Consider the following 26202-nt stretch of genomic DNA (forward strand, 5'->3'; position numbering starts at 1 on the left):
CTGAGGATTACGTACGTCTTCGCAGGTGAAGGCGTTCTTCGACGATGAAGAAGGGACATCTGCTCAATGATGATGCAGTCATCCGGCAGCGCAGGGCCGCCCGGCGGCCCCGACTCCGGCACCGCCCCCGATTCCGGGGACCCACACAGATCCGGCGGCGTCTCCCGTCGCCTGTTCGGCAAGGTCGCCTACGGCGTCATCGCCGTCGCGGCGATCGGCACGGCGACCGGCTATTCGATCCGCTCCGCCTCGGCGACCGGGGATCTCTCCTCGAATCTCACCCTCATCGCCCCCGCCGGTGCGGGCGGCGGCTGGGACGGATTCGCGCGCGAGACCCAGCAGGCGATGCGCGTGACCCGCATCGCCAACAACGCCCAGGTCGTCAACATCCCGGGCGCCGGCGGCACGATCGGGCTCGGCAAGTTCTCGACGATGGACGGCCAGGCCGACACGCTGCTGGCCACCGGCACCGCGATGGTCGGCGGGATCGCCCTCAACGACTCCCCCGTCGGCTTCGACAACACCACCCTGCTCGCCCGCGTCGCCGAGGACTACGACGTCCTCATCGCCGCCGCCGACTCGCCGTACAACACCCTCGGCGACGTCATGTCGGCATGGCAGGAGGACCCCGAGGGCTTCGTGTGGACGGGCGGATCGGCCGGTTCGGTCGACCACCTGACGATCGCGCAGCTCGCCCTCCTCGGCGACATCCCGCCGTCGTCGATCACCTACATCCCGAAGTCCGGCGGCGGCGAGGCGATCCAGACCCTGCTGTCGGGGACGACGGACTTCGCCTCGACGGGTTTCAACGAGGTCTCCGACCAGATCGAGGCCGGACGCGTCAAAGCCCTCGGCGTCGCCTCTCCCGAGCGCCTCGCCGGCTTCGAGAACATCCCGACGATGAGCGAGCAGGGCTTCGAGGTCACGCTGACGAACTGGCGCGGCTGGCTCGGTGCCCCGGGCATCACCGAGGACGAGACCGCGCAGCTCGTCGACATCCTCGAGGCCACCCGCAACAGCGCGGAGTGGCAGGGCGCCCTCGAGCGCAACAAGTGGACCGATGTGTGGCTGACCGGCCAGGAGTTCGCCGACTTCATCGCCGAGGACACCCGTCGCATCGAAGACCTCCTGAAGGAGCTGGGACTGTGACCACGACGGCGAACAGATCAGGCAATCGCACACGGACCCGCACGGGCCACCTCGGCGAGGGAACCTGGTGGCACGGCCGCTCGGGTCTCCTCGTCCCGCTCATCCTCGGCGCCTTCTCGACGTACCTGCTCATCGGGATCCTCACGATGGACGTCGCCGAGGACGTCGACCCGCCCGGGCCGCAGTTCTTCCCGATGATCATCATGATCGCCGGCTACGCCATCACGGTGCTCCTGGCGATCGCGATCATCCGCAACCCCGAACCCGTCGACGCTGACGCGATCGCCCCCGCCGAGGCGGTCGAGGACAAGGCGTTCTCGACCCCGGTGACCTCGGCGGTCGCGGCCTCCCGGCTGGCTCCGCACGAGGAGGACGAGCCGACCTCGGACCTCAGGGCCATCGCCGAGGCGCGCGCTGAGGACACGACGCATCGCACGCATTCGGACTTCGTCTCGCTCGGCTGGGCCGTCGGCGGATTCGCCGCCTTCGCCGCGATCCTCGAGTTCGCCGGCTGGATCATCGCCGCCGCGCTCCTCTTCTGGTGCGTGGCCCGCGCGATGGGCTCGCGCCGACCGCTGTTCGACCTCACGCTCGCACTGACGGTCTCCTCGCTCGTCTACATCGCATTCGACGTCCTGCTCGGGCTCAACCTGCCCTCGGGAATCCTCGGAGGTGGAATCTGATATGGATGCCGTCCAGTCCCTCTTCGAAGGGTTCACCCACGCATTCACGCCGATGAACCTGCTCTGGGTCATCGTCGGCTGCTTCCTCGGCACCGCCGTCGGCGTGCTGCCGGGCCTCGGGTCGTCGATGGCCGTGGCCCTGCTGCTGCCGATGACCTTCGCCCTCGACCCGACCGGCGCGTTCATCATGTTCGCCGGCGTCTACTTCGGCGGTCTCTTCGGCGACTCGACAATGGCGATCCTCATGAACACGCCGGGCCAGTCCTCGGCGATCGCCTCGACGTTCGAGGGCCACAAGATGGCGAGATCCGGTCGCGCCCCGCAGGCCCTGGCGACAGCGGCGATCGGCGCGTTCATCGGCGGCATCATCTCGTGCATCCTCGTCGTCTTCATCGCCCCGCTGCTCGCCGACCTCTCGACGAGCTTCGGACCCGCGGAGTACTTCGCGCTCGCGCTCTTCGCGTTCGTCGCCACCTCCTCGGTCGTCGCCGACTCCGTGCTCAAGGGCCTCATGGCGCTCGTGCTCGGCATCGGGATCTCCGTCATCGGCATCGACTCGGTCTCGGGCACCGAGCGCTTCACCTTCGGGGAGCCCGAGCTCTTCGACGGCGTCTCGCTCGTCACCGTCACCGTCGCGATGCTCGCCCTCGGCGAGGTCTTCTTCATCGCCTCCCGGATCCGGCGCGCACCGAAGGACAACACGATCAACGCCTCGGGCCGGCCGTTCCTCTCCGGCCGCGAGTTCCGCGAGGCCGCCCCCGCGTGGCTGCGCGGCACGGCGATCGGCCTGCCCTTCGGCGTCATCCCCGTCGGCGGCGCCGACGTCCCGACGTTCATGGCGTACGGACTCGAGCGCAAACTCGACTCGCGCCGCAAGGACCCGCAGTTCGGCAAGGGCGCGATCCGCGGTCTCGCCGCGCCCGAGGCCGCCGGCAGCGCGACGACGGGCATCGCGATGGGAGCGCTGCTCGCGCTCGGTCTGCCGATCTCGGCGACCGCGGCGATCATGCTCGCGGCCTTCCGCCAGTACGGTCTGCAGCCGGGACCGCTGCTCTTCGATCGGGCACCGGAGCTGGTGTGGGGTCTGCTCGCGAGCTTCTTCATCGCGATGATCGTCCTCCTCCTCATCAACCTGCCCTTCGCGCCGCTGTGGGCGAAGCTGCTGAAGATCCCCGAGCCGTACCTCTACGGCGGCATCGCGGTCTTCTGCGGGCTCGGCATCTATGCCACCTCGGCGTCGACGTTCGAGCTGTTCGTGCTGCTGGGCATCGCGATCATCAGCTTCGTGCTCAAGCGCTACGGGGTGCCGCTGGCGCCGCTGCTCATCGGCATGGTGCTCGGCCCCCTGGCCGAGACGAGCCTGCGCGATGCGCTGCTGTCCTCGGGCAACGATGCCTCGGTGCTCATCGCGTCGCCGATGAGCATCGTCCTCTACATCATCCTCATCGCCGCCCTCATCTACACGGGCACCGGTCGTGTGCTCGCGAGGCGGAAGCAGCGGCAGGTGCTGGAGGGACGGACGTCCCGTGAGGAGAGTGGGGTCCTCTGACGCGGGGGTGATCCGTTCGTGCGGTCCGGTGGCAGCCGGATTCGCCGGCCCGGTCCGGTGGCAGCCGGATGCGCCGCGAACGCACGAAGCGCCGAGGTGGGTGCGGGCTCATTGCCCGCACCCACCTCGGCGCTTCTCATCCTTGGCGATCGTCTCCCGACCGTCGCACCGGTGCTGCGCCCCCGCTCCCCCGCGCCCACGTGGCGACACGGTACACCGGCGGGGACACTGCCGCCTCGGCGAAAGGCCCGTGCGCTCACGCGTCGGCGGACCACCTCGGCGGGTGACTCAGTGCGCGGGCACGGGCTCCCGGTCGCTCGACTCGGAGGACGAGGTCTTCCCGGCGCCCTTGAGCCCGAACGCGGTGAGCACGGCGGCGGCGAAGACGACGATCGCAGCCCCGCCGGCGGCCCACTGCACGCCGAGGTCGAAGGCGTGGATGACCGTGGTCGCGAGCTCGTCGCCCACGCGTCCGCCGATCTCGCCGGCGTGCTCGAGCGCGGAGCCGAGCGTCTCGAACTCCGGCGCGGACGCCGCGTTCCCCAGCGCACCGCGCAGCTGCGAGGCGAAGACCATCGTCGTCAGCCCGCCGAGGACGGCCGTGCCCATGACGGAGCCGAACTCGTAGGCGGTCTCGGAGATCGCCGAGGCGGCTCCGGCCTTGTTCGCGGGCACCGCAGTGAGGATGAGGTCGTTGGTGATCACCTCGGCGGTGCCGATGCCCGCGCCGAGGACGATGAAGGAGATGATCATGCCGGGCACGCTCGGCTCCGGGGTGAACGCGACGAACGCGAGCCCGACCGCGTTGAGGGCGAGCGCGGCGGGGACGACGACGCGGGGCCGGATGCGGGCGACGAGGGGGACGGCGAGGTAGCCGGCCGCGATCGACATGACGAGTCCGGGGACGAGGGCGAGTGCCGCGGTCACCGGGGAGAGGCCGAGGATGAGCTGGAGGACCTGCGTGCCGAAGTAGAGGAAGCCGGCGAGGCCCATGAGGCTGAGCAGGTTCGCCACCACCGCCGAGGTGAACACCGCATTGGCGAAGAGCCTGACGTCGAGCATCGGGTTCGACGACCGCAGCTGCCGCAGGACGAAGAGGGTGCCCGAGACCACGGCGACGACGACGGCCGCGGCGAACATCCAGTCGAGCCCGTCGGACATGCCGTGCTTGATCGCGAAGACGAGCGGGGTGAGGGTGAGCATCGAGAGCACGATCGAGGTCGGGTCGATGCGGCCCGGTTGGGGGTCGCGCGATTCCGGCAGGAGCAGCAGCGCAGCGGGGATGAAGATCGCGATGAGCGGCAGGTTGATGAGGAAGATCGAGCTCCAGTGGAAGTGCTCGAGGAGGAGACCGCCGACGACGGGGCCGAGGGCGGCACCGCCGCCGAAGAGCGCGGCCCAGGTCGCGATCGCGATGCGGCGGTCGCGGGGGTCGAGGAAGATGTTCCGGATGAGGGAGAGCGTCGAGGGCATGAGCGTGGCCCCGAAGACGCCGAGGAGGGCGCGGGCGAGGATGAGCATCTCGGGCGTCGTCGAGAACGCAGCGACCAGGGACGCGGCTCCGAAGCCGGTCGCGCCGATGAGGAGGAGCAGCCGCCGGCCGAAGCGGTCGCCGATGCTGCCCATCGCCACGAGGAGACCCGCGAGCATGAGGGCGTAGATGTCGACGATCCACAGCAGCTGCGTGCCCGTGGGGTGGAGGCCCGTGCTGATCGCCGGGAGGGCGAAGCCGAGGACCGTGTTGTCGATGGAGATGAGGAGGACAGGGATCATCAGCACAGCCAGGCCGAGCCATTCACGCCGGCCGGCGCGCACGTGGAGTGTCTGTGGTGAAGTCATGCCTTTACTGTACCGGCCAGACGGTACAGTAATCAAGAGATCGCCCTGGCCCGACGGCGGTGATGTTCGTCGCAGGCGCCTCCTCCCGTCCGCTAGGCTCGTGCGCATGGCACGCAATTCCTCCGACACCCGAGAGAGGCTCCTCGACGCCTTCGACTCCCTGCTCGATGCGCACGGCACGGCGGGTGCGACGCTCGACGCCGTCGCCGCCGAGGCGGGAGTGTCCAAGGGCGGCCTGCTCTATCACTTCGGGTCGAAGGCGAAACTCGTCGAGGGCAGCCTCGAGCGATTGCGAGCCAATGTCGATGCCGACATCGAGACGATGCGGTCATCGGACCAGGGACCCCACATCTACTACCTCGAGACCTCCGCCGAGGTCGGGACTCCCCTCGACCGCAGCCTCATCGCCGCCAGTCGCCTCGCGCAGGAGTACGAGGAGGCCCGCATCGCCCTCAAGGACACCCGGGAGCAGTGGTTCGCGGTGCTCAACGACCACCTCGGCGATCCGCACCTGGCGATGACGATCCAGCTCATCGGCGACGGGATGTACCTCAACCAGAACTTCGGCCTCTCCGAGGAGGAGGCGCTCCTCCACGTGAAGAACGTCCTCGCCCGCCTCGGCCTCTAGGAGCGGGACGCGGCGTCACGAAGTCACCAGCGGTGCAGCTCGACCGACGAGCGTCAGCGGCGCCGCACCTCATCCGTCACGGCACCGAGGTCGACGGTGACCTCCATACCGGGTGGCGCGCTGTGGGCGGCATAGACGATCGTCGCCTCCGGCAGGCGCGTCCGGACGAACGCGAGCACCGTCGCGAAGGTATGCGGATCGAGGCCGAGGTCCGGTTCGTCGACAAGGAGGACGTCGGGCGCGGAGAGCACGGCCCGGGCGATGACGAGGCGCCGGGTCTCACCGCGTGAGAGTGCCCGCCCACCGATCCCCGTGCGGGTCTCAGCACCGATATCGGCGCTGAGATCGAGCTCCTCGAGAACCGCGCGGATGTCCTCGGCACTCAGCGGCGCCTGGTCCGGCTCGCCGAGGCGGAGGTTGCCGGCGACAGTGCCGGTGAAGAGGAACTCGTCGTCGGTGACGACCGCGACCGTGCGAGTCTCGGCTGACGTCCCACGCGGGTCGGCCGTAGGAGCAGCAGTGCCGCGGACAGCCTCGGCGATCTGCGCGAGGAGGGTCGACTTCCCGGTCCCCGAGGGGCCGATGATCGCTGCCGTCGCTCCCGCGGGCATGACGATGTCACCACCTGTCGGCGACGCGCCGCCGACAGCGCCACCGAGAGTGAGCGCGCCCGATTCGGCGAGGCCGACCGCCATCGAGGACACGTGCCCGGGAGACCCGCCGCTGCCTCGGCGTGCCCGGATGCTCCGCAGTCTCTGCAGGTGGGGCACGATCTCACCGAGGGCGAAAGTGCGTTCGAGGACCCCGAACGCGAGCAGGACGACCATGACGAAGAGCGGTATCGGCAGGAGAGCGGACTCGACCATCCCGGCCGCGAGGGCGCACACGAGGAGGACCGCACCGAACGCGAGGCCGGCGGCGAGCGCGGCGACGATCTGGCGCCGCGACTGCTTCTCCTCGAGGCGGCGGTCGGCGGCGGTGAGGGTGTCGAGCTGCGTGAGCACGCGCGCCCGCAGCAGCGGAGTTCCGCCGAGGGACTCGAGTTCGGGGGCGGCGTCCATGCTCGCGAGCACCTCGGCACGGAGGCGACCGTGCCCGTCATCCGTGGGAGCCGGTGCGAGCGCGAGGACGAACATGATCGCTGCTCCGACCAGCAGCGGCGCGGTGACAAGGGGGAACGTTGCGGCGGCGACGATGATCGCGGTGACGACGGCGGAGATCGTCACGACGAGCGGCGCGGTCACCCGCAGCACCCGCTCGCCCTCGACGGCGGCGTCCGTGAGCAGTCGGTCGACTGCGCGGTCGTCGGCCGGGGCCGAGCCGGTGGCGGCGAGGTCGTCGAAGACCGCGAGTCGGGCCCGGGTCGTGTCGGCGAGCGCCGACCGATGGAGGAGGACGTTCTGCCCGTACCCCGCCCCGATCCGGCCGAGGGCGAGCATCCTCACGATGCCGCTCGGGGTCGGGTAGGAGAAGGTCGCGAGGAGTCCGAGGCCGGCCAGCGCGCACGAGGCCAGGTACCAGCCAGAGACCGCGAGCAGCGCGAGCGAGCACAGTTCCGCGATGACCGCGACGACGAGCGGGAGGAGGTGGAGACGGCGGCGCGCGCTCATGCGTCGCCCCCGGTGAGGTCGGCGGCGGCGCCGCTGGTGAGCGAGCCGGCACGCAGCTCGTGGGTGTGGTCGGCGACGGCGATGACGGCCGGTGAGTGCGTCGCGATGACGACGGTGCGACCGGTGCTCGCCGCGCGCAGGGTGCGGAGGATCGCGGCTTCGGTGGCCCGATCGAGGTGGGCCGTGGGTTCGTCGAGGATCCAGAGGCTCCGGTCGGCGGCGACGAGGCGGGCGATCGCGACGCGGCGCCGCTCCCCCGCCGACAGCTGTCGACCCAGGGTGCCCAGCGCGGTGTCGATGCCGTCGGGCAGGCTCGCGAGCACCTCGTCGAGGCCCGCGGTGTGGGCGGCGGCGCGGACGTCGGCGGCGGTGATCGACTCATCGCCGAGGCTGATGTTCTCCGCGAACGTCGTGCCGAGGATGACGGTGTCCGAGCCGAGCCACCCGTGCGCGATCGACTCCCCGGACGCGCCGGGTCCGCCGGGTCCGCCGCTGCGGCGGATCGTGCCCGTCGTCGGCACCCGACGACCGGCGATGACCTGGAGCAGCGTCGTCTTCCCCGACCCCGACGGCCCGCTGATCGCCGTCCACTCCCCCGCGGGGAGGGTCATCGTGATGTCGGTGAGGATGGGAGAGGATCCGACTCCGACGCCGAGGTGGTCGAGCTCGAGGTGCGGACCGCGCAGGTGGGCTGCTGGCACAGGCCCAGTGAGGGGATTCGTGCCGGTCGCAGCGGTGCCGGTTGCCGGGGCGTCGACCACGTCCGTGCCCACGGAGACTGCTTCCGTGCCCTCTGGCGCCGTCTCGGCACCGCCACCGGTCGAGCCCGGTTCGCGACCCGTCTCGCGCTCCGGTTCTCCTCCCGCAGTGCGGCCCGCGCCCTGTTCGGCGGTGGGGCCCCGGCCACGAGATGCCGTTCGCCCCGGGCCGAGACCCGCCTCGCGCTCTGGCCCCGCGCTGGCCGTGAGGATGGCGCGGGTGGCGACGAGGGCGTCGTCGCGGTCGTGGAAGCCGCGGGCCGCGCGCTGTGCGGGAGCGAAGTAGGCGGGGCAGAGGAGGAGCACGAAGAGCGCCCCACCGAGTCCGAGTGCCGGTGCCCCCGGCAGGGTGAGGAACCCGAGGAGCACGAGCCCCGTGTACGTCGCGGACACGGCGATCGCGAACGTCACCGCGACGTCCATCACCGCACCGGAGAGGAACGCAAAGGTGAGCACTCGCAGCGTCGACTTCTCCAGCCTCGTCGACGCCCGGCCGAGCACGTCGCGCCGCCGCTCGCGCGCGCGCAGACTCACCAGCGTCGGCAGGCCCCGCACGCTCTCGGTGACGACCGCAGAGAGCCGGCGCGACGCGGCGAGCTGCCGTTCCCCCGCCGTGAGCGTGGCCTGTCCCGCCAGTCGCAGATTGAGGGGCAGCAGGGCGGTGCACAGCGCGAGGAGCACCGCAACCGGCCAGTGGACGACGGCCACCGCGGCGAGGATGAGCAGGGTCGACGGAGCCGCCGCGATCCGCAGCGGCCGCGATCCGGCGAGGTATCTCGCGACCACGGGCGCATCATCGATGAGGGCGTCGGCGGCATCACTCGCGCTCGTCGTCCCGGACACTGCGAGAAGGTCGGGTACGAGCTGCGTGCGGATCGCCGCGCTCACCCGGTCCCGGCCGGCCGCGGCGAAGCGGGCAGCGAGAACCCGGAGGACGAGCCGCACCGGCGCCGCGATCGCGGCGCCGACGAAGAACCACAGCGCCGCACCCGGCCCGCTCCCGAAAACTTCCGTCCCCGCGGCACCCGAACCCGATGCCATCCACGCGGAGATGCCGGCCCCGAGCAGCGCCCATCCGGCGATGAGCGCACACGTCGCGGCCACCTCGGCGAGGGCCGATACGCGGAAGAGGACACGTCCGGGACCGGCGTGCGCATTGATCCAGGCGACGGCGGTGTCGGTGCCGACCGCGGACGCGGCCTGCCCCGGAGCGGGACCCCCGGCCGCCGAGGTCGGCCCCGTCGACGCGGAAGTGCCCGTCAGCGAGCCGCTCGAGATCAGGTCGCCCGACCCTGAGGAGTCGGCACTCGCCGAGGCGGCGGCCGTGTCAGCCGACATCGGCGTGCAGGTCGTCCTCGTCCTCGCGGGCGCGGCGGCGTTCGTCGCGGATGAAGACGACCGCGGCGAAGACGACGATCGCGAGGATCGCCGCGCGGTTGATCCACTGCGATCCGATCGACGGATAGCCCGAGTACATGTTCATGCTGATCGTGTAGAGGATGATGCCGAGCAGGAAGAGCCCGATGCGCCGGAGGACGACGCGGGCACGACCGCCCGACTCGCGACCGCCCGGCCGACCGTCGCGGGGGGCACCGCCCGCAGCACTGTCGTGCGGCTGGCTGTCGTGCGGGACGCGGCCCGGGACGTCGTTGCGCTTCTCGCTCATGACTGGGCCGCCTTTCGATCCGCTGCCGATCCCCCGTCGGAATCCGAACCTCCGTCGGAATCCGGTCCCACGTCGGAGTCCGAACCTCCGTCGGGGCGGAGTCCACCGTTGTGAGTGAATCCCCCATCGTTGCCCGCTCCCGCGTCGAGCGGACCGGAGAACACGCGGTGGGCGAAGATCGTGTAGAAGGAGATGAGGAAGATGTTGATCCCCACCCCGATGAGCAGGACGATCATCGTGATGTCGGGGGCGCCCGCCTCGGCGACGGTGAGGTCGGAGGCGAGGATGACGGGATAGCGTCCGACGACGACCGCGAGCAGGCACGCGACGACGAGCAGCGCCGTCCACCGGTACGCGCTGTGAGGCGGAGCATCGGGGGCGAGCGTGCGCCACGCGAGCACCGCGCTGACGAGGGCGACGAGGAGCAGGACGCCGACGAGGATTCCCTGAGCGCCGCTCCAGGTCAGCGGCACATCGGTCGTGCCGAGGAACCCGACGATGAGTGCGAGGACGACGACGGCGCCGATGAGCAGCGTTCGTCCCGCGGCCACGGCGAGCGGGGAGTCGACCTTGCGGCGGAGGAACGCGGCCCCGAGCGTCATGTAGACGACGACGGTGCCGATGACGATGAGCAGGGTCATCCCCACCGAGGCGGCATCCCAGATTCCCGGCTCACCGACGAAGTCCCCGTTCGAATCGACCGTGATCTGCCTGGTCAGACCCGCCAAGGCGAATCCCTGGGCGATCGCGGCCCCGAGCGACCCGAGGCTGAAGGCCCGCACCCACGCCTCACGGGTGTCGTGGCGATGGGAGATGAGCTCGGTCGCGAAGCCGCGGACGATGAGGCACAGCAGCATGACGATGACGGGGATGTAGACGTGCGGCAGCGCTGCCCCGTAGACCGCGGGGAAGCCCGCCCACAGTGAGACGCCGAGGAGGATGAGCCACGACTCGTTGATGTCCCACGTCTGCGCGACGACCTCGACGCCCTCGCGGCGCCGGCGGCGATCCCGTTCGCCGAGGAGGAGGATCCCCACCCCGAGGTCGTACCCGTCGAGGATGATGTACATGACGAGGCAGAGGACGGGGACGATGAGCCAGATCTCCTGCATCATGATGGCCTCCCCTCCTCGCCGAGGCGGTCCCCGCGCTCGTCCCCCGGCGGGCTCTCACCCGCGTGAGAGGCGTCGCCGCCCTTGCCGGCGGGGGCCCGGCCGGCATCGACGCTTGCGAATTCGAGGTCGTCGTCGAGGTCGTCGTGGGTCTCGGCCCCGGGCAGGTCGTGCTCGGGACCGCGTTTGACGGCCCAGACGATGTAGCCGATGTAGGCGGCGAGCATGATCGCGTAGACGACGATGAAGCCGATGACGGAGAACACGAGGTGGGCCGGCGCCAGATCGGACACGGCATCCTCGGTGCGCAGGTGTCCGTAGACAACCCACGGCTGGCGGCCGGTCTCCGCGGTCACCCAGCCGCCGAGGATCGCGAGGATCCCCACGGGAGCCGCCCACAGGCACACGCGGTGGAAGCGCGGGGAGTCGTAGAGGCGGCCGCGCAGACGCAGCACGACACTCGACATCGCGATGGCGAAGAGGATGATCGAGCCGTAGAACATGATCCGGAAGCCCCAGAAGACCATCCACACCGGCGGCTGCTCGGCCGGGTCAGGTTCGACGTCGGAGACCCCCGGGGTCTGCAGCTGCCCGGAGAGATCCTGCCCGATGAACGACCCGAGCAGCGGCACCTCGACGGACGCGGCGTTCTCCTGGTTCGGCTGATCGGTGACGATGAAGAGGTAGTAGCCGGAGCTGTTCGTCTGCCAGTGCCCTTCGATCGCGGCGAACTTCGGCAGCTGGTGTTCGACGACGACCTCGAGGGCGACGTCGTCGCCGACGGAGATCTGGATGGGCAGGAGGACTGCGAGGACGCCGAGGGAGATCGAGAACGAGCGCTTCGCGAACGCGAGCGACCGGCCCTTGATGAGGTACCACGCGGCGATGCCGGCGATGACGACCGAGGCGGAGATGAGGACCGCTAAGAACATGTGCGTGAAGCGCAGCGGGAACGACGGGTTGAAGATGATCTCCCACCAGTTCGTCGGCAAGAACGTCCCGTCGGGGGCGCGCTCGAACCCGGCCGGCGTCTGCATCCACGAGTTCGCGACGAGGATCCACGTCGTCGAGAGCAGGGTGCCGATGGCGACGAGGAGGCAGGCGATGAACATCGTCCGCTCCTTGACCCGGCCGTCGCCGTAGAGGAGGACCCCGATGAACCCGGCTTCGACGAAGAACGCGGTGACGACCTCCATCGCGATGATCGGGCCGATGATCGGTCCGGTCTCGCGGGCGAAGACGCCCCAGTTGAGTCCGAACTCGAAGGTGAGGACGGCACCGGCGACGACGCCGAGGGCGAATCCGACCCCGAAGATGCGCCGCCAGAACCGGAACATCTGGAGGAAGACGGGTTTCTTCGTCTTCCAGTACATGCCGTAGACGACGGTGAGGAACACCGACAGCCCCACCGTCATCGCAGGGAACATGATGTGGAACATCGCGGTGAGCGCGAACTGCAGCCGCGAGAGGTCCTCGAGGGTCATGACGACCACTCCTCCAGAGGATGGGGTTTCATGCCCACCCCTGCTTCGTCGCGACGACGTCGAGGTCTCCGAGGGCGACCCCGACGGGCTGATTGAGGACGAACCCGATGACGTCAGCGACGTCGTCGGAGGTGAGCAGACCCTCGCCGAGCCAGTCGTATTCGTGGGCGAGGCCCTCGAGGCGTTCGGCGAACGTCGACCTGATATAACCGGGCGCGATGTTCGACACCCGTACTCCCCGCTCGCGCAGTTCGATGCGCAGCTGAGCGGCGAAGGTCTTCAGTGCCGCCGAGGCCACGCCGTAGACGGCGGCGTCGTGGAAGTAGCTCTGGTCGGCGATCGACCCGATGGTGATGACGTCGGCCCGCTCCCCCGCCTCGGCTGTGCCAAGGAGGGAGGGCAGGACCTCATGGATGAGGTGAAGGGCACCGACGACGTTCGTTGTCAGCACCTCGTTCCACTGCAAGAACGGCAGCTCCGCGAACGGCCCGACGTAGTTGATGCCCGCGCTCGCGATCACCGAGGTGCACTGCGGCCAGCGGTCGCGGATCTCAACGCCGAGCTCGGCCATCGCGACGAGATCACAGACATCCTGCTGGAAGAACGTGACATTCGGCTGGTCGACCAGCTCGGCGGGGAGCTCATCGCGGTCGATGATGACGACGGACTCACCGGCGGCAAGCAGGCGCTGCGCGGTGAGCAGCCCGATGCCGTTGGCCCCGCCGGAGATGACGTGGGGCCCACTCATCGCTGACCTCCCGCGGTCGCGCGCGGCGCCTGGCCGATCTGGACGGCGCAGTCGGAGGTCAGCGTGTGATCGGGGCGGGCGCTGACGTCGGGTTCGGCGGCACTCGTCGCGTCGATGTCGGCGATGATCGCATTCGGCTCCATGTCCCCGTCGTAGAGGAGGCCGTTGACGAAGAGGACGGGACCGGAGTGGAGGCCCATGTTCTCCGCATCGAGGAAGTCCTCGTCGACGCGGGAGACATGGACGTCGCGACGCAGGTCGTCCTCGACGCGGTTGAGGTTGGCGCCGACGTTGACGCTGGCGCGCAGGAGTTCGCGGTTGTCCAAGCTGCGGTCCTCACTGATCTCGTTGAGTTCGTGGCGCATCGGCCAGAACAGCTCCTTCTGCTGGGATGCCACAGCTTCGAGCGCTTCGCCCGTCTGCTCGGGTGCGCCGTCGGCGGTCGGGCGGATGTGGCGGAAGACGAACGCGAGGTCGCCTTCGTAGTGGTCGATGACCTGGTCGAGGATCTCCTCGGTGTTGGCATCGTCGAGTCCGCCGAACGACCCGTAGACGGTGAGCGAGTTCTTCGCATCGGGGGGACCGAAGATGTGGTCGCGGGACAGGTCGATCGGCCGGTTGAGCTGCACTCTCGCGGGGGCGTGCTGGCGGTCGTAGCGGGCGGTGAGCTGGAGGCTGACGACGCCGATGAGCGCGGCCAGACCGGACCCGGTAAGGATGCCGATGCGCGCATCGGACTGGGCGACCGGGTCGGTGATCGCGAGGTCGACGATGAAGAGAGAGATCGTGAAGCCGATGCCGGTGAGCATGGCACCCGACGCGATGTGTCGGGCTCGCAGGGCCTCGGAGAGCTCGCCGATGTGCAGACGGCGTCCGAGCATCGTCGCCCCGAAGATGCCGACGAACTTGCCGACGACGAGGCCGGCGATGACACCGCACGTCAGGGCCGAACCGAAGGCGTGGGACAGGGACTCGCTCGTGATGAGGACACCGGCGTTGACGAGCGCGAAGACGGGGACGATGACGAGGCTGACGACGCGGCGCAGGGAGAGCTGGAAGCGGTCGTTGATCGACACCGAGCGAAGGATGCCCTCAGCCGCGGACATGCCGCGTTCGGCGTTCGGGCTGCGGCGGAAGCTCGCCGTGAGATCCTCCGCCTCGTCGACGAGCTGATGCTTCGGCGGGAACACCGGCAGGAGCAGGCCGAGGATGACACCGGCGATCGTCGCGTGGACTCCGGACTGGAGGACGGCGAACCAGAGGAAGACGCCGAGGATGGCGTAGACGAGGCCGCGCCACGCCTGCATCTTCTGGACGAACCAGGTGACGGCGGCCAGGGCCGCGGCGATCCCGAGCCAGAGGAGGTTGATGTCCTCGGTGTAGAAGAAGGCGATGACGGCGAGTGCCCCGATGTCATCGACGACGGCGAGGGCGAGGATGAAGACGCGCAGCTGCGCGGGGATGCGGGAGCCGAACGCGGCGAGGATGCCGACGACGAACGCGGTGTCGGTGGAGATGACGACACCCCAGGCCCCCACCTCGGGGGTGCCCCGGGTGATGGCGACGAAGATGAGCGCGGGAACGACGAGTCCGGCGACGGCACCGACGATCGGCAGTGCCGCGCGCTTCCACGAGCGCAGTTCGCCGAGGACGACGTCCTTCTTCACCTCGAGGGTGACGAGGAAGAAGAACAGCATCATCACTGCGTCGTTGATCCAGTGCTGAAGGGACATCTCGAGTTCGGCGGTGCCGGCGACGAGCCCGAACTCCGTGTGGATGACGGCGTTGTAGCTGTCCGGGGACAGGTTGGCCCACAGGAGGGCGATGGCGGTGGCGGCGAGCAGAACGACGGCGCCGGCGCTCTCCGTGCGGAAGAACGCGGTGAGCCCCGCGGTCAGGCGATTGGCCATGTCAGCTCCTCACCGGTCGGACCGTCGCGGCGGCGAGGTTGGCGCGCGCCGGCATCTGCGTCATGAAGCAGACGAGCCTCGCGACACGGTCGGGGTCGATGGATTCGAATTCGTCGGCGCGTTCCTGGAACCGCCGGTAGTGCTCGGTGTCGCTCATGTCGGCTCCGAGTTCGGAGGTGACGTAGAACGGGGCGATGTGGTGGACGCGGACTCCGCGATCGCCGTATTCGGCGCGCAGGTGCTTGGCGAGCTGTTCGACCGAGGCGGCCATCGCCGAGAACACCGCGTACGACTTCGTCCGCTGCTGGGCGGGGGCGGAGCCGACGAAGATGAGGTCGGCCGGGCGACTCGTCTCACCGATCTTCAGCAGGCCCTCGGCGAAGGTCTGCGCGGTGTAGAGGGCGCCTTCGACGTTCGTCGAGATCATCGCCTTCCACTCCGAGGGCACGGACTGTTCGAAGTTCGCCGCCCGCATCACCCCGGCGCTGACCATGACGAGGTCGGGGTCGGTGCCGAAGCGGTCACGGATCGCGTCCCTGGCCTCGACGAGGTCGAAGGGCTCGGTGACGTCGGCGCGGACGACGAGCGTCTGGTCGGGTCGGTCGATCTGCTGTGCGAGGCGCTCGAGGCGGCGGCGGTTGCGGGCGAGCATGGCCACCCGGATGCCCTGCTCGGCGAGGGTGCGGCTGACGGCGGCGCCGATCGCTCCGGTCGCGCCGGTGACGAGGGCCACCCGCGCCCCAGACGCGGTCTGCTGCGGGGATTCGGCCTGCGCGTCGGGCGCCGGCTGCGCGTCCTCGGTCATGAGGTGGTGTCTCCTCGTGCTCGTCCCCGGAACTGCTGCGCGAGCTCCGGAGTGTTCAGTTGTGGGTGGTGCGGTGGTGCGGTGGTGCGGTGGTGCGGTGGTGCGGTGGTGCGGTGGTGCGGTGGCACCGACCGTGACCGGGTGGTCGGTCCGGCGCCGAGGTGGTGCCTCAGCTGCTGAAGACGTCCCCGGTCGCGTCGCCGATCGCCCGTTTGCGGGCGAAGTAGTCGTTGATGATCGTGCGGTAGAGGTCGGAGTCCGGGCGCGCCCAGTTGCGCATGAGCTCGGCGCCGAAGGCCAGGGACGTGATCGGGTGGGCCCCGGCCGAGACCATGCGGTTGATCGCCTGGTCGTGAGTGACCGTCGAGACACCGCCGACTGCGTCGATGACGGGGTAGACGTCGTAGCCCTCCTCGAGGAGGTCGAGGGTGGGGAACGCGAGGCAGACCTCGGTCCACAGCCCGGCGATGACGATCTTCCGGCGGCCCGTCGCTTCGATCGCGGCGCGGAAGTCCGCGTCCTCCCACGAGTTGACGCCCGTGCGGTCGATCTCCTCGACTCCGGGCAGCTCGTCGGTGATCTCAGTGATCGTGCCGGTGTTGACGCCGAGGTCGACGCCGACGGTCGAGAGCACGGTGGGGATCTCGTAGGCCCGGGCGAGCTTGGCGAGGGTGACGACGCCGAGGATGATCTCGTCCTTCGACGTCGAGCTCACGGTCGCGAACTGGCCGGGCTGGTAGTCGATGAGCGCGATGGCGCAGTTGCTCGGGGTGAGCAGGTGATCGATGTCCGGATCGCGAACCGGCTCCGGTTGGGTCTTGGCCATTGCGTCCTCCTAGGGGGATGAGGTCGGCGGCGTTCGCGCGGGAGGCAAACGTATCACCTTCAACAACTTTGGCCTCAAGTATGCCTGATGAGAGCCGCGATGGCACTTGTTGTTAAAAACCGAATGATTCCCGGTGGCGCTGGTCGCTGGAAGGGGCCCGCGGCTCGGCTCAATCAACAGTTGGCGTGAAAATGTCGACACCGAAGACGACTTTTTCCCGCCAACTGTTGAGCGAAGGGCCGCGCAGCCGCCGAGGCGGTGACAATCACGCTCAGTGTTGAGCGAGCAGACCACGCTGAACGAACAGACCGCTGCGCACTCTGCAGACGGCTCGCGTGCAGCTGACCGCTCTGCACGTGAAGGTCAGTCGGGCAGGTCTCTGCTCTGCACATCAGCGTCGGCCGGGGAGGGCATATCCCCGAACACGACCGTCAGTCGAGCAGGTCGTGGCGGACGATCGACTGTTCGCGGTCGGGGCCGACGCCGATGACGGAGATCCGCGATCCGGACATCTCCTCGAGCGCGAGGACGTACTTCTGCGCGTTGATCGGCAGGTCCTCGAAGGTCCGTGCCGTCGAGATGTCCTCGGTCCAGCCGTCGAAGTACTCGTAGATCGGGGTGGCGTGGTGGAAGTCGGTCTGCGTCATCGGCATCTCGTCGAAGCGCTCACCGTCGACGTCGTAGGCGACGGCGACGGGGATCTGCTCGATGCCGGTGAGGACGTCGAGCTTAGTCAGCACGTAGTCGGTGAAGCCGTTGACCCGCGCGGAGTAGCGCGCGATGACCGCGTCGTACCAGCCGCAGCGGCGGGGGCGTCCGGTGTTGACGCCGAACTCGCCGCCGGCCTTCTGCAGGTACTCCCCCATCTCATCGAAGAGCTCGGTGGGGAACGGTCCGGCGCCCACCCGCGTCGTGTAGGCCTTGACGATGCCGACGACGCGGTTGATGCGGGTCGGCCCGATGCCCGAGCCCACGCACGATCCTCCCGCGGTCGGGTTCGACGAGGTGACGAACGGGTACGTGCCGTGGTCGACGTCGAGCATCGTCGCCTGTCCGCCCTCCATGACGATGACCTCGTCGCGGTCGAGGGCGTCGTTGAGCATGAGCTCGGTCTCGGCGACGTAGGGGCGCAGCCGCTCGACGAACGGCAGGAAGTAGTCGACGACCTCGTCGACGCTCACGGCGCGACGGTTGTAGACCTTGACGAGGAGCTCGTTCTTCTGGTGCAGCGACCCCTCGATCTTCTGCCGCAGGATCGACTCGTCGAAGATGTCCTGGATGCGGATGCCGAGCCGCCCGATCTTGTCCATGTACGCCGGTCCGATGCCGCGCCCGGTCGTCCCGATCGCCCGCTTGCCGAGGAACCGCTCGGTCACCTTGTCAAGCGTCTGATGGTAGGGCGCGACGACGTGCGCGTTCGCCGAGATCCGCAGCTTCGAGGTGTCGGCTCCACGGGACTCGAGGGCGTCGATCTCCTCGAAGAGGGCCTCGAGGTTGACGACGACGCCGTTGCCGATGACCGGGGTGACGTTCGGCGAGAGGATTCCCGCCGGCAGCAGCTTGAGCTCGTACTTCTCACCGCCGACGACAACCGTGTGACCTGCGTTGTTCCCACCGTTGGGCTTGACGACGTAGTCGACGCTGGTGCCGAGGATGTCGGTGGTCTTGCCCTTACCTTCGTCGCCCCACTGAGCGCCGACGACAACGATTGCTGGCATGAGTTGATGTCACCTCAAGTGAAAGAAGGGGAGTCGTTACCACCACAGTCTACTGGCAGGCACCGACACGACCGCCGCACCGGTAGCATTGGAGCAAACCGGCCTGTGTTCGAAGGAGCAGATGACAGATGGCTCATCCCACCACCGCTGCCGAACGGGTCGTCCTCCTCGATGAGGCAGGGCACCCTGCCGGGACGATGCTCAAGTCCGAGGTTCATACGACGGAGACGCCGCTTCACCTCGCGTTCTCGTGCTATCTGATCGACGATGACGACCGCATCCTCCTCACCCGTCGAGCACTGTCGAAAGCCACATGGCCGGGGGTATGGACGAACAGCTTCTGCGGGCATCCCGGCCCGGACGAGAGCATCGAGGACGCGATCGCCCGCCGGGCGGACCAGGAACTCGGCACGGCCGTCACCGCCCTTCGCCTCGTCGACCGCGACTTCCGCTACCGCGCCGTCGATGCCGGCGGCGTCGTCGAAAACGAGGCGTGCCCCGTCTACGTCGCCCGGATCGCCGCACCGCTGCGCCCCTCCCCCGCCGAGGTGGCCGACTGCCACTGGACATCGCTGGCCGACCTGCGTGCCGCCGTTGCTGCGACTCCATTCGCCTTCAGCCCGTGGATGGTCGAGCAGCTGAGCGGCGAGATCGCGGGGAAGCTGCGAGTATGAGCGCTGCCGCGATCGACCATCATCCAGGCACCCCAGGCTACTGGCGCATCCGGTCCTACGACGCGGCCAGAGCGATCCTGCGCGCTCGCCACGCCACGACCCAAGCGGGGTTCACCGCCGAGCGGATCCCGCAGGGCTGGTTCACCCACCGCCCGATCCTCATCGCCGACGGTCCTGCTCATGACGCCCAGCGTCGCGAGCTTGCTCGCTTCTTCGCCCCCGCCGTCATCGACGATCGGTATGCGGCTGACATCGACGCCTGCGCCCAAGCCATCGTCGATGACGCAGTCGTCACCGGACGCTGCCGGCTCGATCGCGCCGCACTGCATTACACGGTCGACGTCACCGCCCGGATCGTCGGACTCACCGAGGCACCGGTGGAGGCGCTGGCAGGCCGCCTCGTCGCCTTCTTCCGCCAGCCGCCGGTCGACCTGTCCGCGCCGAACTGGGGCCGAACCAACCGCCAGTGGCTCCAGGCCGCGATCAACGGACTCCTTCCGTTGACGAAGTTCTTCGCCGCCGATGTCCTTCCCGCCATCCGTGCGCATCGCCGCGACCACCGCGACGACATCATCTCCCACCTCCTCGACTCCGGCAGCAGCACGGCCGACATCCTCGTCGAATGCGTCACCTACGGCACCGCAGGGATGGTGACGACCAGGGAGTTCATCACTGTCGCCGCGTGGCGGCTGCTCACCGACGACGACCTGCGACAGCGCTATCTCCCCGCTGACCGTGCGACCCGGCTCGCCCTGCTCGCAGAGCTCATCCGACTCGACCCCATCGTCGGTCATCTCTTCCGGCGCGTTACCGACGACCTCACCCTTGACGTCGACGGCCACGCGACGACGATTCCGGCCGGCGATCTCATCGACATCGACGTGACACAGGCCAATGTCGATTCCTCGACGTTCGGTCCCGACGCCGAGACGGTCTGTCCTTTCCGCACCCAGCGCCGGCACGTCTCCCGGCCGGGCACCGCTGACGAGCGCGCCCCCAGCGTCCCGCTGTCGGCAGGCCTGAGCTTCAGCGACGGAGCACACCGCTGCCCGGGGCAGCCGCTCGCGCTCATCGAGACCGATGCCCTCCTCCACCGGCTCCTGGCCTGCGAGCCGAGACTGCTCACCGCACCCACCGTCGGCCACGACTCCGTCATCGCCGGCTGTCATCTCCGCGGACTCGAGCTCGGCTTCTCCGTCCCCGCCCGTCCGCGGAGGCACTGATGGCCGGCCCCTGGGAGTACCTCGCGCTCATGGGCGCATGTGTTCTCATCACCCTGCCGCTCGAATTCGTCTTCGCCGCCCGCGTCTACCGCCGGTGGCGGGTGCTTCTCGCTGCGCTCATCCCGGTCGTCATCGTCTTCGCGATCTGGGACGTCGTCGCTATCGCCCGCGACCACTGGACGTACAACCCGCGGTTCGTCACCGGCATCGAGTTCGGCACCCTGCCGCTGGAGGAGCTCGTCTTCTTCGTCGTCATCCCGTTCTGCGCGCTGCTCAGCTACGAAGCCGTGGGCACCGTCATCGACGTCGTCGCACGGCGGCGGGGTGGCGCGGGCACTCCCACGCGCGACCCGGGCACCACCTCGGCGGACGCGGTCGCGGGCACAACCGACGCCGCAGCGGGGACCACCGCCGTGCAGCGCCGAGCGAACCGCGCAGACCGCCGACCGAAAGGGGACGAGTCGTGATCCCCGAATACACGGTGATGACCGGTCTCGGCATGATCGTCGTCATCGTCCTCGAACTCTTCATCGTCCGCTCAGGCATCTTCCGTCGCGGACGGTATTGGGGGGCACTCGCGATCTGCCTGGCCTTCCAGTGCCTCGTCGACGGGTGGCTGACGAAGCTGTCGAACCCGATCGTCATCTACAACCCGGAGATGTTCTCAGGCATCCGCTTTCCCTTCGACATCCCGATCGAGGACTTCGGGTTCGGGTTCGCGATGATCACCGCAGTCCTCATGCTCTGGCAGCGCAGGCTCGACCGCAGACCGTCGAATGACGACGCCGAGGCGACCCCGTGATCCCGAGCGATCCCCGTGCCGAGTTCGTGCCCGCCCCACCCGGTCGGGCTCGGGTGCTGCGCCCGAAGTCGGTCACCGTCATCGGCGGGGGCATCGCGGGGCTCGCGGCCGCGACGATCCTTGCCGAACGCGGTGTCACGGTGACGCTCCTCGAGGCCTGCCAGCGCCTCGGTGGTCGAGTCAGCGCCTGGCCGCTCGAGGACGGGCGGACGATGAGCCGCGGATTCCACGCGTTCTTCCGCCAGTACTACAACCTGCGCGACCTGCTCAGCCGCACCGCCCCGGAGCTGTCCCGACTGCGCCCGATCGCGGACTATCCGCTCACCCGCCGAAGCGGTGCCACCGACTCCTTCGCCGGCATCCCCCGCACCCCGCCGTTCAACCTCGCCGGGTTCGTCCTCACCAGCCCGACCTTCCCGCTGACTGCGCTGGGTGAGATCGACGTCACGAGCGCATGCGAGCTCATCGACGTCGACTTCCCCGCCTCCTTCCACCGCTACGACGGCGAGTCGGCGGCGGCGTTCCTCGACCGACTGCGCTTCCCCACCGAGGCCAGGCACCTGGCCCTCGAGGTCTTCGCCCGCTCGTTCTTCGCCGACCCTGAGGACTTCTCCGCCGGCGAGCTGGTCGCGATGTTCCACACGTACTTCGCCGGCTCGGCCGAGGGCCTGCTCTTCGATGTGCCCGACGACGACTACGACACCGCCCTGTGGGCGCCGCTCGGTCAGTACCTGCGCGGACTGGGCGTGCGCATCGTGACCGGGTGCAGAGCGACGGCGCTGCGACCGGACGGCAACGGGTGGACGGTGAGGGCCGAGGACGGCGACGAACTGGTCTCCGATGCCGTCGTCCTCGCCGCGGATCCGGCGAGCGCACGGGCGCTCATCGCCACCGCCGAGGCGGCGGCTGGCATCAGCGCCGACGCCGAGTCGGCCTCCGCTGCGTCTCGCTCCGCCTGGTTCTCCCGGGTCGCGGCCGAACGCAACGCTCCGGCATTCGCGGTGCTCCGGCTCTGGTTCGCCAAGGCGGTCGATCCGACGCGTCCGGCCTTCCTCGGCACCAGCGGGTTCGCCCTCCTTGACAACGTCTCCGTGCTCGACCGCTTCGAAGCCGGGGCCGCCGACTGGGCGAGGGAGCACGGCGGATCCGTCGTCGAACTCCACGCCTACGCCCTCTCCGCCGACGACACCGAGGACGAACACCGCCTCGGCGAGCGACTCCTCGCCGACCTCCACGAGATCTACCCGGAGACCGCGCACCTGCCGATCCTCGCCCAGGAGCTGCTCATCGACGACGACTGCGGGCTCGTCGACATCCGGCCGTGGGGTGAGCGCCCCGGCGTCGTCACACCGCTGCCCGGTCTCGTGCTCGCCGGCGACTGGGTGCGCTGTGAGACGCCGGTCGCGCTCATGGAACGCGCGACAACAACCGGCTATCTCGCTGCGAACCATCTGCTCGCCGGCTGGCGGACAGCCGGGACCGACATCTGGTCGCCACCGACGAAAGGCCTGCTGCGCCGTGGTCTGCTCGGGAAACTGCGCGCCACCCCGCCAGCACCTCGGCCCGCGACCCCGCAGGCAAACCCACCACAACCGCACCGCACCGACCACCGCGACGGCGCGCCGCCGCGGCGAGCGACCGCGCCTGTCACGGGCCTCGCCGCGCACACCCCCACCCCCACTGAAGGGACCGGCCGATGACAGCAGCCTCCGACCATGTCACGCTCGTGTGGTTCCGCGACGACCTGCGGGTCGGCGACCACGAGGCGCTGTCCGCCGCCCGCTCGGACGGCCGGGTGATCGGGGTCTGGATCCGGGAGAAGCGGGACGCCGACGGGCTCGGACCTCGGCCGCTCGGCGGGGCCGCGCGCTGGTGGGCCCACGAATCACTGGCCGTCCTGGAAGCAGAGCTCGAGGCCCTCGGCATCCCGCTGCTCTTCGCCGCCGGTGAGGCCGCGACCATCCTGCCGCGGATGGCCGCCGACCTCGAGGTCGACGCCGTGCGCTGGTCACGCCGCTATGCCCCGGCCTCCCGCGACCTCGACGCCCGGATCAAGGCCGACCTCGACGACCACGGTCTGAGCGTCCACTCCCATCCCGGGGCCCTCCTCGTCGAACCGTGGACCATCGCCCCGGAGAGCAGCGACCACTACAAGGTCTTCACCCCGTACTGGAAGGCCGTGCGCGACCGCCACATCGACGACGTCCTCCCCGCCCCGGAGAAGCAGCAGGGATTCTCCGCCGCCCGCCTCGACCCCGCGAGGAAACGCCAGGCGGTCACCGACCTCGACGGCCTCGGCCTCCTCGACGGCACGGACACCGGGACCGGGGAGTTCGCCGCCGCCCGGACGCCGCAGTGGTGGCAGGGCACGATCGCCGAGCACTGGACCGGGCCGCACGCCCCGGGATGTCGGGCGGCGGAGGACCACCTCGGCGAGCTGAGTCGAGGCATCGACGGCTACACCTCCGCCCACGACGTCCCGGGCGATCCCGACAGCACGTCGCGCATGTCGCCACGGCTGCGGCACGGGGAGCTCTCGCCGCGACAGCTGCTCCACGCCGCGGAATCGGCCTCGGTCGCCGAGGCGGACAAGCAGGCCTGGATCCGGCAGCTCTACTGGCGCGAGTTCTCCTGGCATCTGGCCTACCATCACCGGAACATCGCGACCGAGCCGATCCGCGAGGAGTTCGCGCGCTTCCCCTACGAGGACGATCCGGAGGCGCTGGACCATTGGCAGGCGGGGACGACGGGGATCGACCTCGTCGATGCGGGGGTGGCGCAGCTGTGGCAGATGGGCTGGATGCACAACCGGGTGCGCATGGTCACCGCCAGCCTGCTCACGAAGAACCTGCTCCAGCCCTGGTGGGACGGGGAGCAGTGGTTCTGGGACACGCTCGTCGACGCGGATGAGGCGAACAATCCGGTGTCCTGGCAGTGGGTCGCCGGGTGCGGGGCCGACGCCGCCCCGTACTTCCGCATCTTCAATCCCGAACGCCAGGCCGAGCGCTTCGACCCCCACGGTGAGTACGTCGCCCAGTGGCTCGGCCGCGGGCCCGGCGGGGACCCGCGGAAGGATGATCCCAGCGCCGAGGCGGGGGCGGATCTCTCGCCGATCGTCGACCTCAAGGAATCCCGGGAGGCAGCATTGGCCGCCTACGACAGGATGAAGAACGAGACGACTCGATGAGCGGATCGCCGGAGACCGGGGAGGAGCCAGGCGGCAACCGCCTCGACGGGACACGCTTCGCCGACGTTCTCGGGCAATTGGAGTTCCCCAGCTGCCGGGAGGGCTGACCTGCGGCCGTCGAGGAGTACCTGCGCGCTGACTCACTCCTTCGGCAGCGGGACGGATCCGCACGCGGCGATGGCTCGCGCGCTCACTCCTCGGGCAGCGGCCCGGGGGTCTGGTCGCCGCGGATGTGCTTGAGCACCACCTCGGCGCTGATCAAGCACATCGGCACCCCCACACCCGGCGCGGTGGTGCCGCCGGCGTAGTAGAGTCCGTCGACGGTGCGAGACCGGTTCTGGGGGCGGAACATCGCGCTCTGCCGCAGTGTGTGCGCGGGTCCGAGCATGCCGCCGAGCCACGAATTGTAGTCGGCGGCGAAATCCGTCGGGCCGATCGTGTGGCGGACCACGATGCGCTCGCGCAGGTCGGGGATGCCCGCCCACCGAGCGATCTGGTCGATCGCGCGATCGGCGGTGCGCTCGATGAGCGGGTCGCCGGTGCCCTCAGGCCCACCCTCGCCGAGCCCGGGATCGGCCGGAACGGGAACGAGGACGAAGAGGTTCTCCTGGCCGTCGGGTGCGACGGTGACATCGGTCGCGGACGGCCGGCACACGTAGAGCGAGGCCGGGTGCGGCAGGCGCGGCCGGGACCCGAAGATGTCGTCGAAGTTGACTTCCCAGTCGGGGGTGAAGAACAGCGAATGGTGAGCGAGCTCGGGCAGCTGCCCGTCGACGCCGAGGAGGACGAGCACCGCCCCCGGCCCGCTCGTCACCGTGTCCCACCACGGTTCCGGGTAAGTGCGCTCGTCCGCGGCGAGGAGGGCGGTCTCCGTGTGGTGGAGATCGGCGGCGGAGACGACGATGTCCGCATCGTCCGAGCGCCGCTTGCCGGCGGCGTCTGTCCAGGTCAGGCCGGTCACCGTGGGGCGAGCCCGGCGACGGGTCGAATCATCGCCGGCCGCATCCGTATCGATCGATTCGACCGTCGCCGAGGTGCGGATGTCGACCCCAGATGCCCGCGCCAACCGCTCGAGCGCGTCGATGATCGTGCGGAACCCGCCCTTCGGATACTGCACGCCTTCATCGAGGTCGAGCGTGCTCATGAGGTGATAGATCGCCGGTGCGGCCCGCGGATCGGTGCCGAGGAAGATCGCCGGGTACTGCAGGATCTGTCGGATCCGCGGATGGACCACAGTCGCCTCGGCGCGGTGGGCGAGGCTCTCGGTGAGCAGGCGGACGAGCCGCGGCAGCGCGATGAGGACCGACCGTTCGAGGACCGAGCTCGGCGCGGTGAACGGGTTGTAGAGGAAGAACCGCTCCGCCATCGTCTTCGCGTCGGCGGCCGAGGCGAGATAGGCCTCCAGGCGCTGCCTCGCCCCAGTCTCCAACGACTCGAGGACGTCGAGAACCCGCTCCCGTCCGGCCGGGATCGTCACCGGATCGCTGCCCGAGGTAGCGCTCGGGTCGGTGAAGACCGTGTAGGCCGGGTCGAGAAGCGTGAGGTCGAGCTCGGCGGAGGCACTCGTGCCCATGAGGGCGAAGAAGTGGTCGAAGACCTCGGGCATGAGATACCAGGACGGTCCGGTGTCGAAGCGGAACCCGCTGCGTTCGATGCGACCCACCCGGCCGCCCACTTCGGCGTTCTTCTCCAACACCGTGACCTGGTGACCGTCACGGGCGAGCAGGCACGCGGTGGCCAACCCGGCCACGCCCGCCCCGATCACGCTGACCCGACTCACCGCAGCCACCTCGGCGAGGGCACACGCCCCACCGCGGGCACACGCGATCCG

At 69.5% G+C, this 26202-nt stretch carries 22 protein-coding genes; 10 read left to right on the top strand and 12 right to left on the bottom strand.

Going from position 1 to position 26202, the window contains the following annotated elements:
• Positions 1 to 66 precede the first annotated feature (66 nt).
• Genes ACFQ91_RS13210 through ACFQ91_RS13220 form a run of 3 tightly spaced genes read left to right on the top strand, consistent with a single transcriptional unit; the run spans position 67 to position 3381 of the window.
• On the top strand, positions 67 to 1149 hold the full coding sequence (locus ACFQ91_RS13210; RefSeq protein WP_232623828.1) for a tripartite tricarboxylate transporter substrate binding protein: 1083 nt from the start codon (positions 67 to 69) through the stop codon (positions 1147 to 1149).
• Complete coding sequence (locus tag ACFQ91_RS13215; RefSeq protein WP_198500483.1) at positions 1146 to 1832, top strand: tripartite tricarboxylate transporter TctB family protein; 687 nt, start codon at positions 1146 to 1148, stop codon at positions 1830 to 1832. The genes ACFQ91_RS13210 and ACFQ91_RS13215 overlap by 4 nt, the downstream gene beginning before the upstream one ends.
• 1 nt (position 1833) lies before the next feature.
• Positions 1834 to 3381 (top strand): tripartite tricarboxylate transporter permease, encoded by a 1548-nt coding sequence (locus ACFQ91_RS13220; RefSeq protein ID WP_198500482.1) that lies wholly within the window; start codon positions 1834 to 1836, stop codon positions 3379 to 3381.
• 288 nt (positions 3382 to 3669) lie between these two features.
• On the opposite strand, the gene ACFQ91_RS13225 is transcribed toward ACFQ91_RS13220, so the two are convergent.
• Positions 3670 to 5220, bottom strand: coding sequence for an MFS transporter (locus ACFQ91_RS13225; RefSeq protein ID WP_198500481.1), 1551 nt, complete (start codon positions 5218 to 5220; stop codon positions 3670 to 3672).
• 106 nt (positions 5221 to 5326) lie between these two features.
• Here ACFQ91_RS13225 and ACFQ91_RS13230 point away from each other — a divergent pair, with 106 nt between their 5' ends.
• Entirely contained in the window at positions 5327 to 5848 is a 522-nt protein-coding gene (locus ACFQ91_RS13230; RefSeq protein WP_198500480.1) for a TetR/AcrR family transcriptional regulator, read from the top strand.
• 53 nt (positions 5849 to 5901) lie between these two features.
• Here the strand turns inward: ACFQ91_RS13230 and ACFQ91_RS13235 are convergent, their stop codons facing one another.
• From ACFQ91_RS13235 to ACFQ91_RS13280, 10 genes are all read right to left on the bottom strand, one after another.
• Positions 5902 to 7458, bottom strand: coding sequence for an ATP-binding cassette domain-containing protein (locus ACFQ91_RS13235; protein WP_198500479.1), 1557 nt, complete (start codon positions 7456 to 7458; stop codon positions 5902 to 5904).
• Positions 7455 to 9554: an ATP-binding cassette domain-containing protein gene (locus ACFQ91_RS13240; RefSeq protein WP_198500478.1), complete on the bottom strand. Its 2100-nt coding sequence runs from the start codon at positions 9552 to 9554 to the stop codon at positions 7455 to 7457. Before ACFQ91_RS13240 ends, ACFQ91_RS13235 begins: the two co-directional genes overlap by 4 nt.
• Positions 9544 to 9882 (bottom strand): hypothetical protein, encoded by a 339-nt coding sequence (locus tag ACFQ91_RS13245; RefSeq protein ID WP_344258432.1) that lies wholly within the window; start codon positions 9880 to 9882, stop codon positions 9544 to 9546. The genes ACFQ91_RS13240 and ACFQ91_RS13245 overlap by 11 nt, the downstream gene beginning before the upstream one ends.
• The gene (locus tag ACFQ91_RS13250; protein ID WP_198500476.1) at positions 9879 to 10997 is read right to left on the bottom strand and encodes a cytochrome d ubiquinol oxidase subunit II; all 1119 of its coding nucleotides are present in this window, start codon (positions 10995 to 10997) and stop codon (positions 9879 to 9881) included. Before ACFQ91_RS13250 ends, ACFQ91_RS13245 begins: the two co-directional genes overlap by 4 nt.
• Positions 10994 to 12478 (bottom strand): cytochrome ubiquinol oxidase subunit I, encoded by a 1485-nt coding sequence (locus ACFQ91_RS13255; protein WP_198500475.1) that lies wholly within the window; start codon positions 12476 to 12478, stop codon positions 10994 to 10996. Before ACFQ91_RS13255 ends, ACFQ91_RS13250 begins: the two co-directional genes overlap by 4 nt.
• 28 nt (positions 12479 to 12506) lie before the next feature.
• A complete protein-coding gene (locus tag ACFQ91_RS13260; RefSeq protein WP_198500474.1) occupies positions 12507 to 13226 on the bottom strand; it encodes an SDR family oxidoreductase in 720 nt (239 codons plus the stop codon).
• Positions 13223 to 15136: a Na+/H+ antiporter NhaA gene (nhaA, locus tag ACFQ91_RS13265; RefSeq protein WP_376904159.1), complete on the bottom strand. Its 1914-nt coding sequence runs from the start codon at positions 15134 to 15136 to the stop codon at positions 13223 to 13225. The genes ACFQ91_RS13260 and nhaA overlap by 4 nt, the downstream gene beginning before the upstream one ends.
• Position 15137: 1 nt before the next feature.
• Positions 15138 to 15941, bottom strand: a complete 804-nt coding sequence (locus ACFQ91_RS13270; RefSeq protein ID WP_137824797.1) for an SDR family oxidoreductase — start codon at positions 15939 to 15941, stop codon at positions 15138 to 15140.
• Between the two features lie 169 nt (positions 15942 to 16110).
• Positions 16111 to 16767, bottom strand: coding sequence for a hydrolase (locus ACFQ91_RS13275; RefSeq protein WP_198500473.1), 657 nt, complete (start codon positions 16765 to 16767; stop codon positions 16111 to 16113).
• A 431-nt stretch (positions 16768 to 17198) separates the two neighbouring features.
• Entirely contained in the window at positions 17199 to 18485 is a 1287-nt protein-coding gene (locus tag ACFQ91_RS13280) for an adenylosuccinate synthase (protein WP_137824795.1), read from the bottom strand.
• A gap of 128 nt (positions 18486 to 18613) precedes the next feature.
• Between ACFQ91_RS13280 and idi the strand changes: the two genes are divergently transcribed.
• From idi to ACFQ91_RS13310, 6 genes are read left to right on the top strand one after another with little or no spacing between them, the layout of a single operon-like run.
• Complete coding sequence (gene idi / locus ACFQ91_RS13285; RefSeq protein ID WP_198500472.1) at positions 18614 to 19159, top strand: isopentenyl-diphosphate Delta-isomerase; 546 nt, start codon at positions 18614 to 18616, stop codon at positions 19157 to 19159.
• Positions 19156 to 20382 (top strand): cytochrome P450, encoded by a 1227-nt coding sequence (locus tag ACFQ91_RS13290; RefSeq protein WP_344258435.1) that lies wholly within the window; start codon positions 19156 to 19158, stop codon positions 20380 to 20382. Before idi ends, ACFQ91_RS13290 begins: the two co-directional genes overlap by 4 nt.
• Positions 20382 to 20849: a lycopene cyclase domain-containing protein gene (locus tag ACFQ91_RS13295; protein WP_198500470.1), complete on the top strand. Its 468-nt coding sequence runs from the start codon at positions 20382 to 20384 to the stop codon at positions 20847 to 20849. The genes ACFQ91_RS13290 and ACFQ91_RS13295 overlap by 1 nt, the downstream gene beginning before the upstream one ends.
• Positions 20846 to 21184, top strand: a complete 339-nt coding sequence (locus ACFQ91_RS13300; RefSeq protein WP_198500469.1) for a lycopene cyclase domain-containing protein — start codon at positions 20846 to 20848, stop codon at positions 21182 to 21184. The genes ACFQ91_RS13295 and ACFQ91_RS13300 overlap by 4 nt, the downstream gene beginning before the upstream one ends.
• Positions 21181 to 22884: an FAD-dependent oxidoreductase gene (locus ACFQ91_RS13305; RefSeq protein ID WP_344258437.1), complete on the top strand. Its 1704-nt coding sequence runs from the start codon at positions 21181 to 21183 to the stop codon at positions 22882 to 22884. Before ACFQ91_RS13300 ends, ACFQ91_RS13305 begins: the two co-directional genes overlap by 4 nt.
• On the top strand, positions 22881 to 24371 hold the full coding sequence (locus ACFQ91_RS13310) for a deoxyribodipyrimidine photo-lyase (RefSeq protein WP_198500467.1): 1491 nt from the start codon (positions 22881 to 22883) through the stop codon (positions 24369 to 24371). Before ACFQ91_RS13305 ends, ACFQ91_RS13310 begins: the two co-directional genes overlap by 4 nt.
• A gap of 190 nt (positions 24372 to 24561) precedes the next feature.
• Here ACFQ91_RS13310 and crtI read toward each other — a convergent pair whose 3' ends face one another.
• On the bottom strand, positions 24562 to 26151 hold the full coding sequence (gene crtI / locus ACFQ91_RS13315) for a phytoene desaturase family protein (protein WP_198500466.1): 1590 nt from the start codon (positions 26149 to 26151) through the stop codon (positions 24562 to 24564).
• Positions 26152 to 26202: the final 51 nt, after the last annotated feature.

Origin of the sequence: Brevibacterium sp. NPDC056726 (genome assembly GCF_042790515.1) — a bacterium.
Taxonomy (GTDB): Bacteria; Actinomycetota; Actinomycetes; order Actinomycetales; family Brevibacteriaceae; genus Brevibacterium; species Brevibacterium sanguinis.

Excerpts from the sequence above, each read along its gene's own strand:
- ACFQ91_RS13210 (WP_232623828.1), top strand. The coding sequence starts at position 67 with ATGATGATGCAGTCATCCGGCAGCGCAGGGCCGCCCGGCGGCCCCGAC.
- ACFQ91_RS13220 (WP_198500482.1), top strand. The coding sequence starts at position 1,834 with ATGGATGCCGTCCAGTCCCTCTTCGAAGGGTTCACCCACGCATTCACG.
- ACFQ91_RS13225 (WP_198500481.1), bottom strand. The coding sequence starts at position 5,220 with ATGACTTCACCACAGACACTCCACGTGCGCGCCGGCCGGCGTGAATGG.
- ACFQ91_RS13230 (WP_198500480.1), top strand. The coding sequence starts at position 5,327 with ATGGCACGCAATTCCTCCGACACCCGAGAGAGGCTCCTCGACGCCTTC.
- ACFQ91_RS13235 (WP_198500479.1), bottom strand. The coding sequence starts at position 7,458 with ATGAGCGCGCGCCGCCGTCTCCACCTCCTCCCGCTCGTCGTCGCGGTC.
- ACFQ91_RS13240 (WP_198500478.1), bottom strand. The coding sequence starts at position 9,554 with ATGTCGGCTGACACGGCCGCCGCCTCGGCGAGTGCCGACTCCTCAGGG.
- ACFQ91_RS13245 (WP_344258432.1), bottom strand. The coding sequence starts at position 9,882 with ATGAGCGAGAAGCGCAACGACGTCCCGGGCCGCGTCCCGCACGACAGC.
- ACFQ91_RS13250 (WP_198500476.1), bottom strand. The coding sequence starts at position 10,997 with ATGATGCAGGAGATCTGGCTCATCGTCCCCGTCCTCTGCCTCGTCATG.
- ACFQ91_RS13255 (WP_198500475.1), bottom strand. The coding sequence starts at position 12,478 with ATGACCCTCGAGGACCTCTCGCGGCTGCAGTTCGCGCTCACCGCGATG.
- ACFQ91_RS13260 (WP_198500474.1), bottom strand. The coding sequence starts at position 13,226 with ATGAGTGGGCCCCACGTCATCTCCGGCGGGGCCAACGGCATCGGGCTG.
- nhaA (WP_376904159.1), bottom strand. The coding sequence starts at position 15,136 with ATGGCCAATCGCCTGACCGCGGGGCTCACCGCGTTCTTCCGCACGGAG.
- ACFQ91_RS13270 (WP_137824797.1), bottom strand. The coding sequence starts at position 15,941 with ATGACCGAGGACGCGCAGCCGGCGCCCGACGCGCAGGCCGAATCCCCG.
- ACFQ91_RS13275 (WP_198500473.1), bottom strand. The coding sequence starts at position 16,767 with ATGGCCAAGACCCAACCGGAGCCGGTTCGCGATCCGGACATCGATCAC.
- ACFQ91_RS13280 (WP_137824795.1), bottom strand. The coding sequence starts at position 18,485 with ATGCCAGCAATCGTTGTCGTCGGCGCTCAGTGGGGCGACGAAGGTAAG.
- idi (WP_198500472.1), top strand. The coding sequence starts at position 18,614 with ATGGCTCATCCCACCACCGCTGCCGAACGGGTCGTCCTCCTCGATGAG.
- ACFQ91_RS13290 (WP_344258435.1), top strand. The coding sequence starts at position 19,156 with ATGAGCGCTGCCGCGATCGACCATCATCCAGGCACCCCAGGCTACTGG.
- ACFQ91_RS13295 (WP_198500470.1), top strand. The coding sequence starts at position 20,382 with ATGGCCGGCCCCTGGGAGTACCTCGCGCTCATGGGCGCATGTGTTCTC.
- ACFQ91_RS13310 (WP_198500467.1), top strand. The coding sequence starts at position 22,881 with ATGACAGCAGCCTCCGACCATGTCACGCTCGTGTGGTTCCGCGACGAC.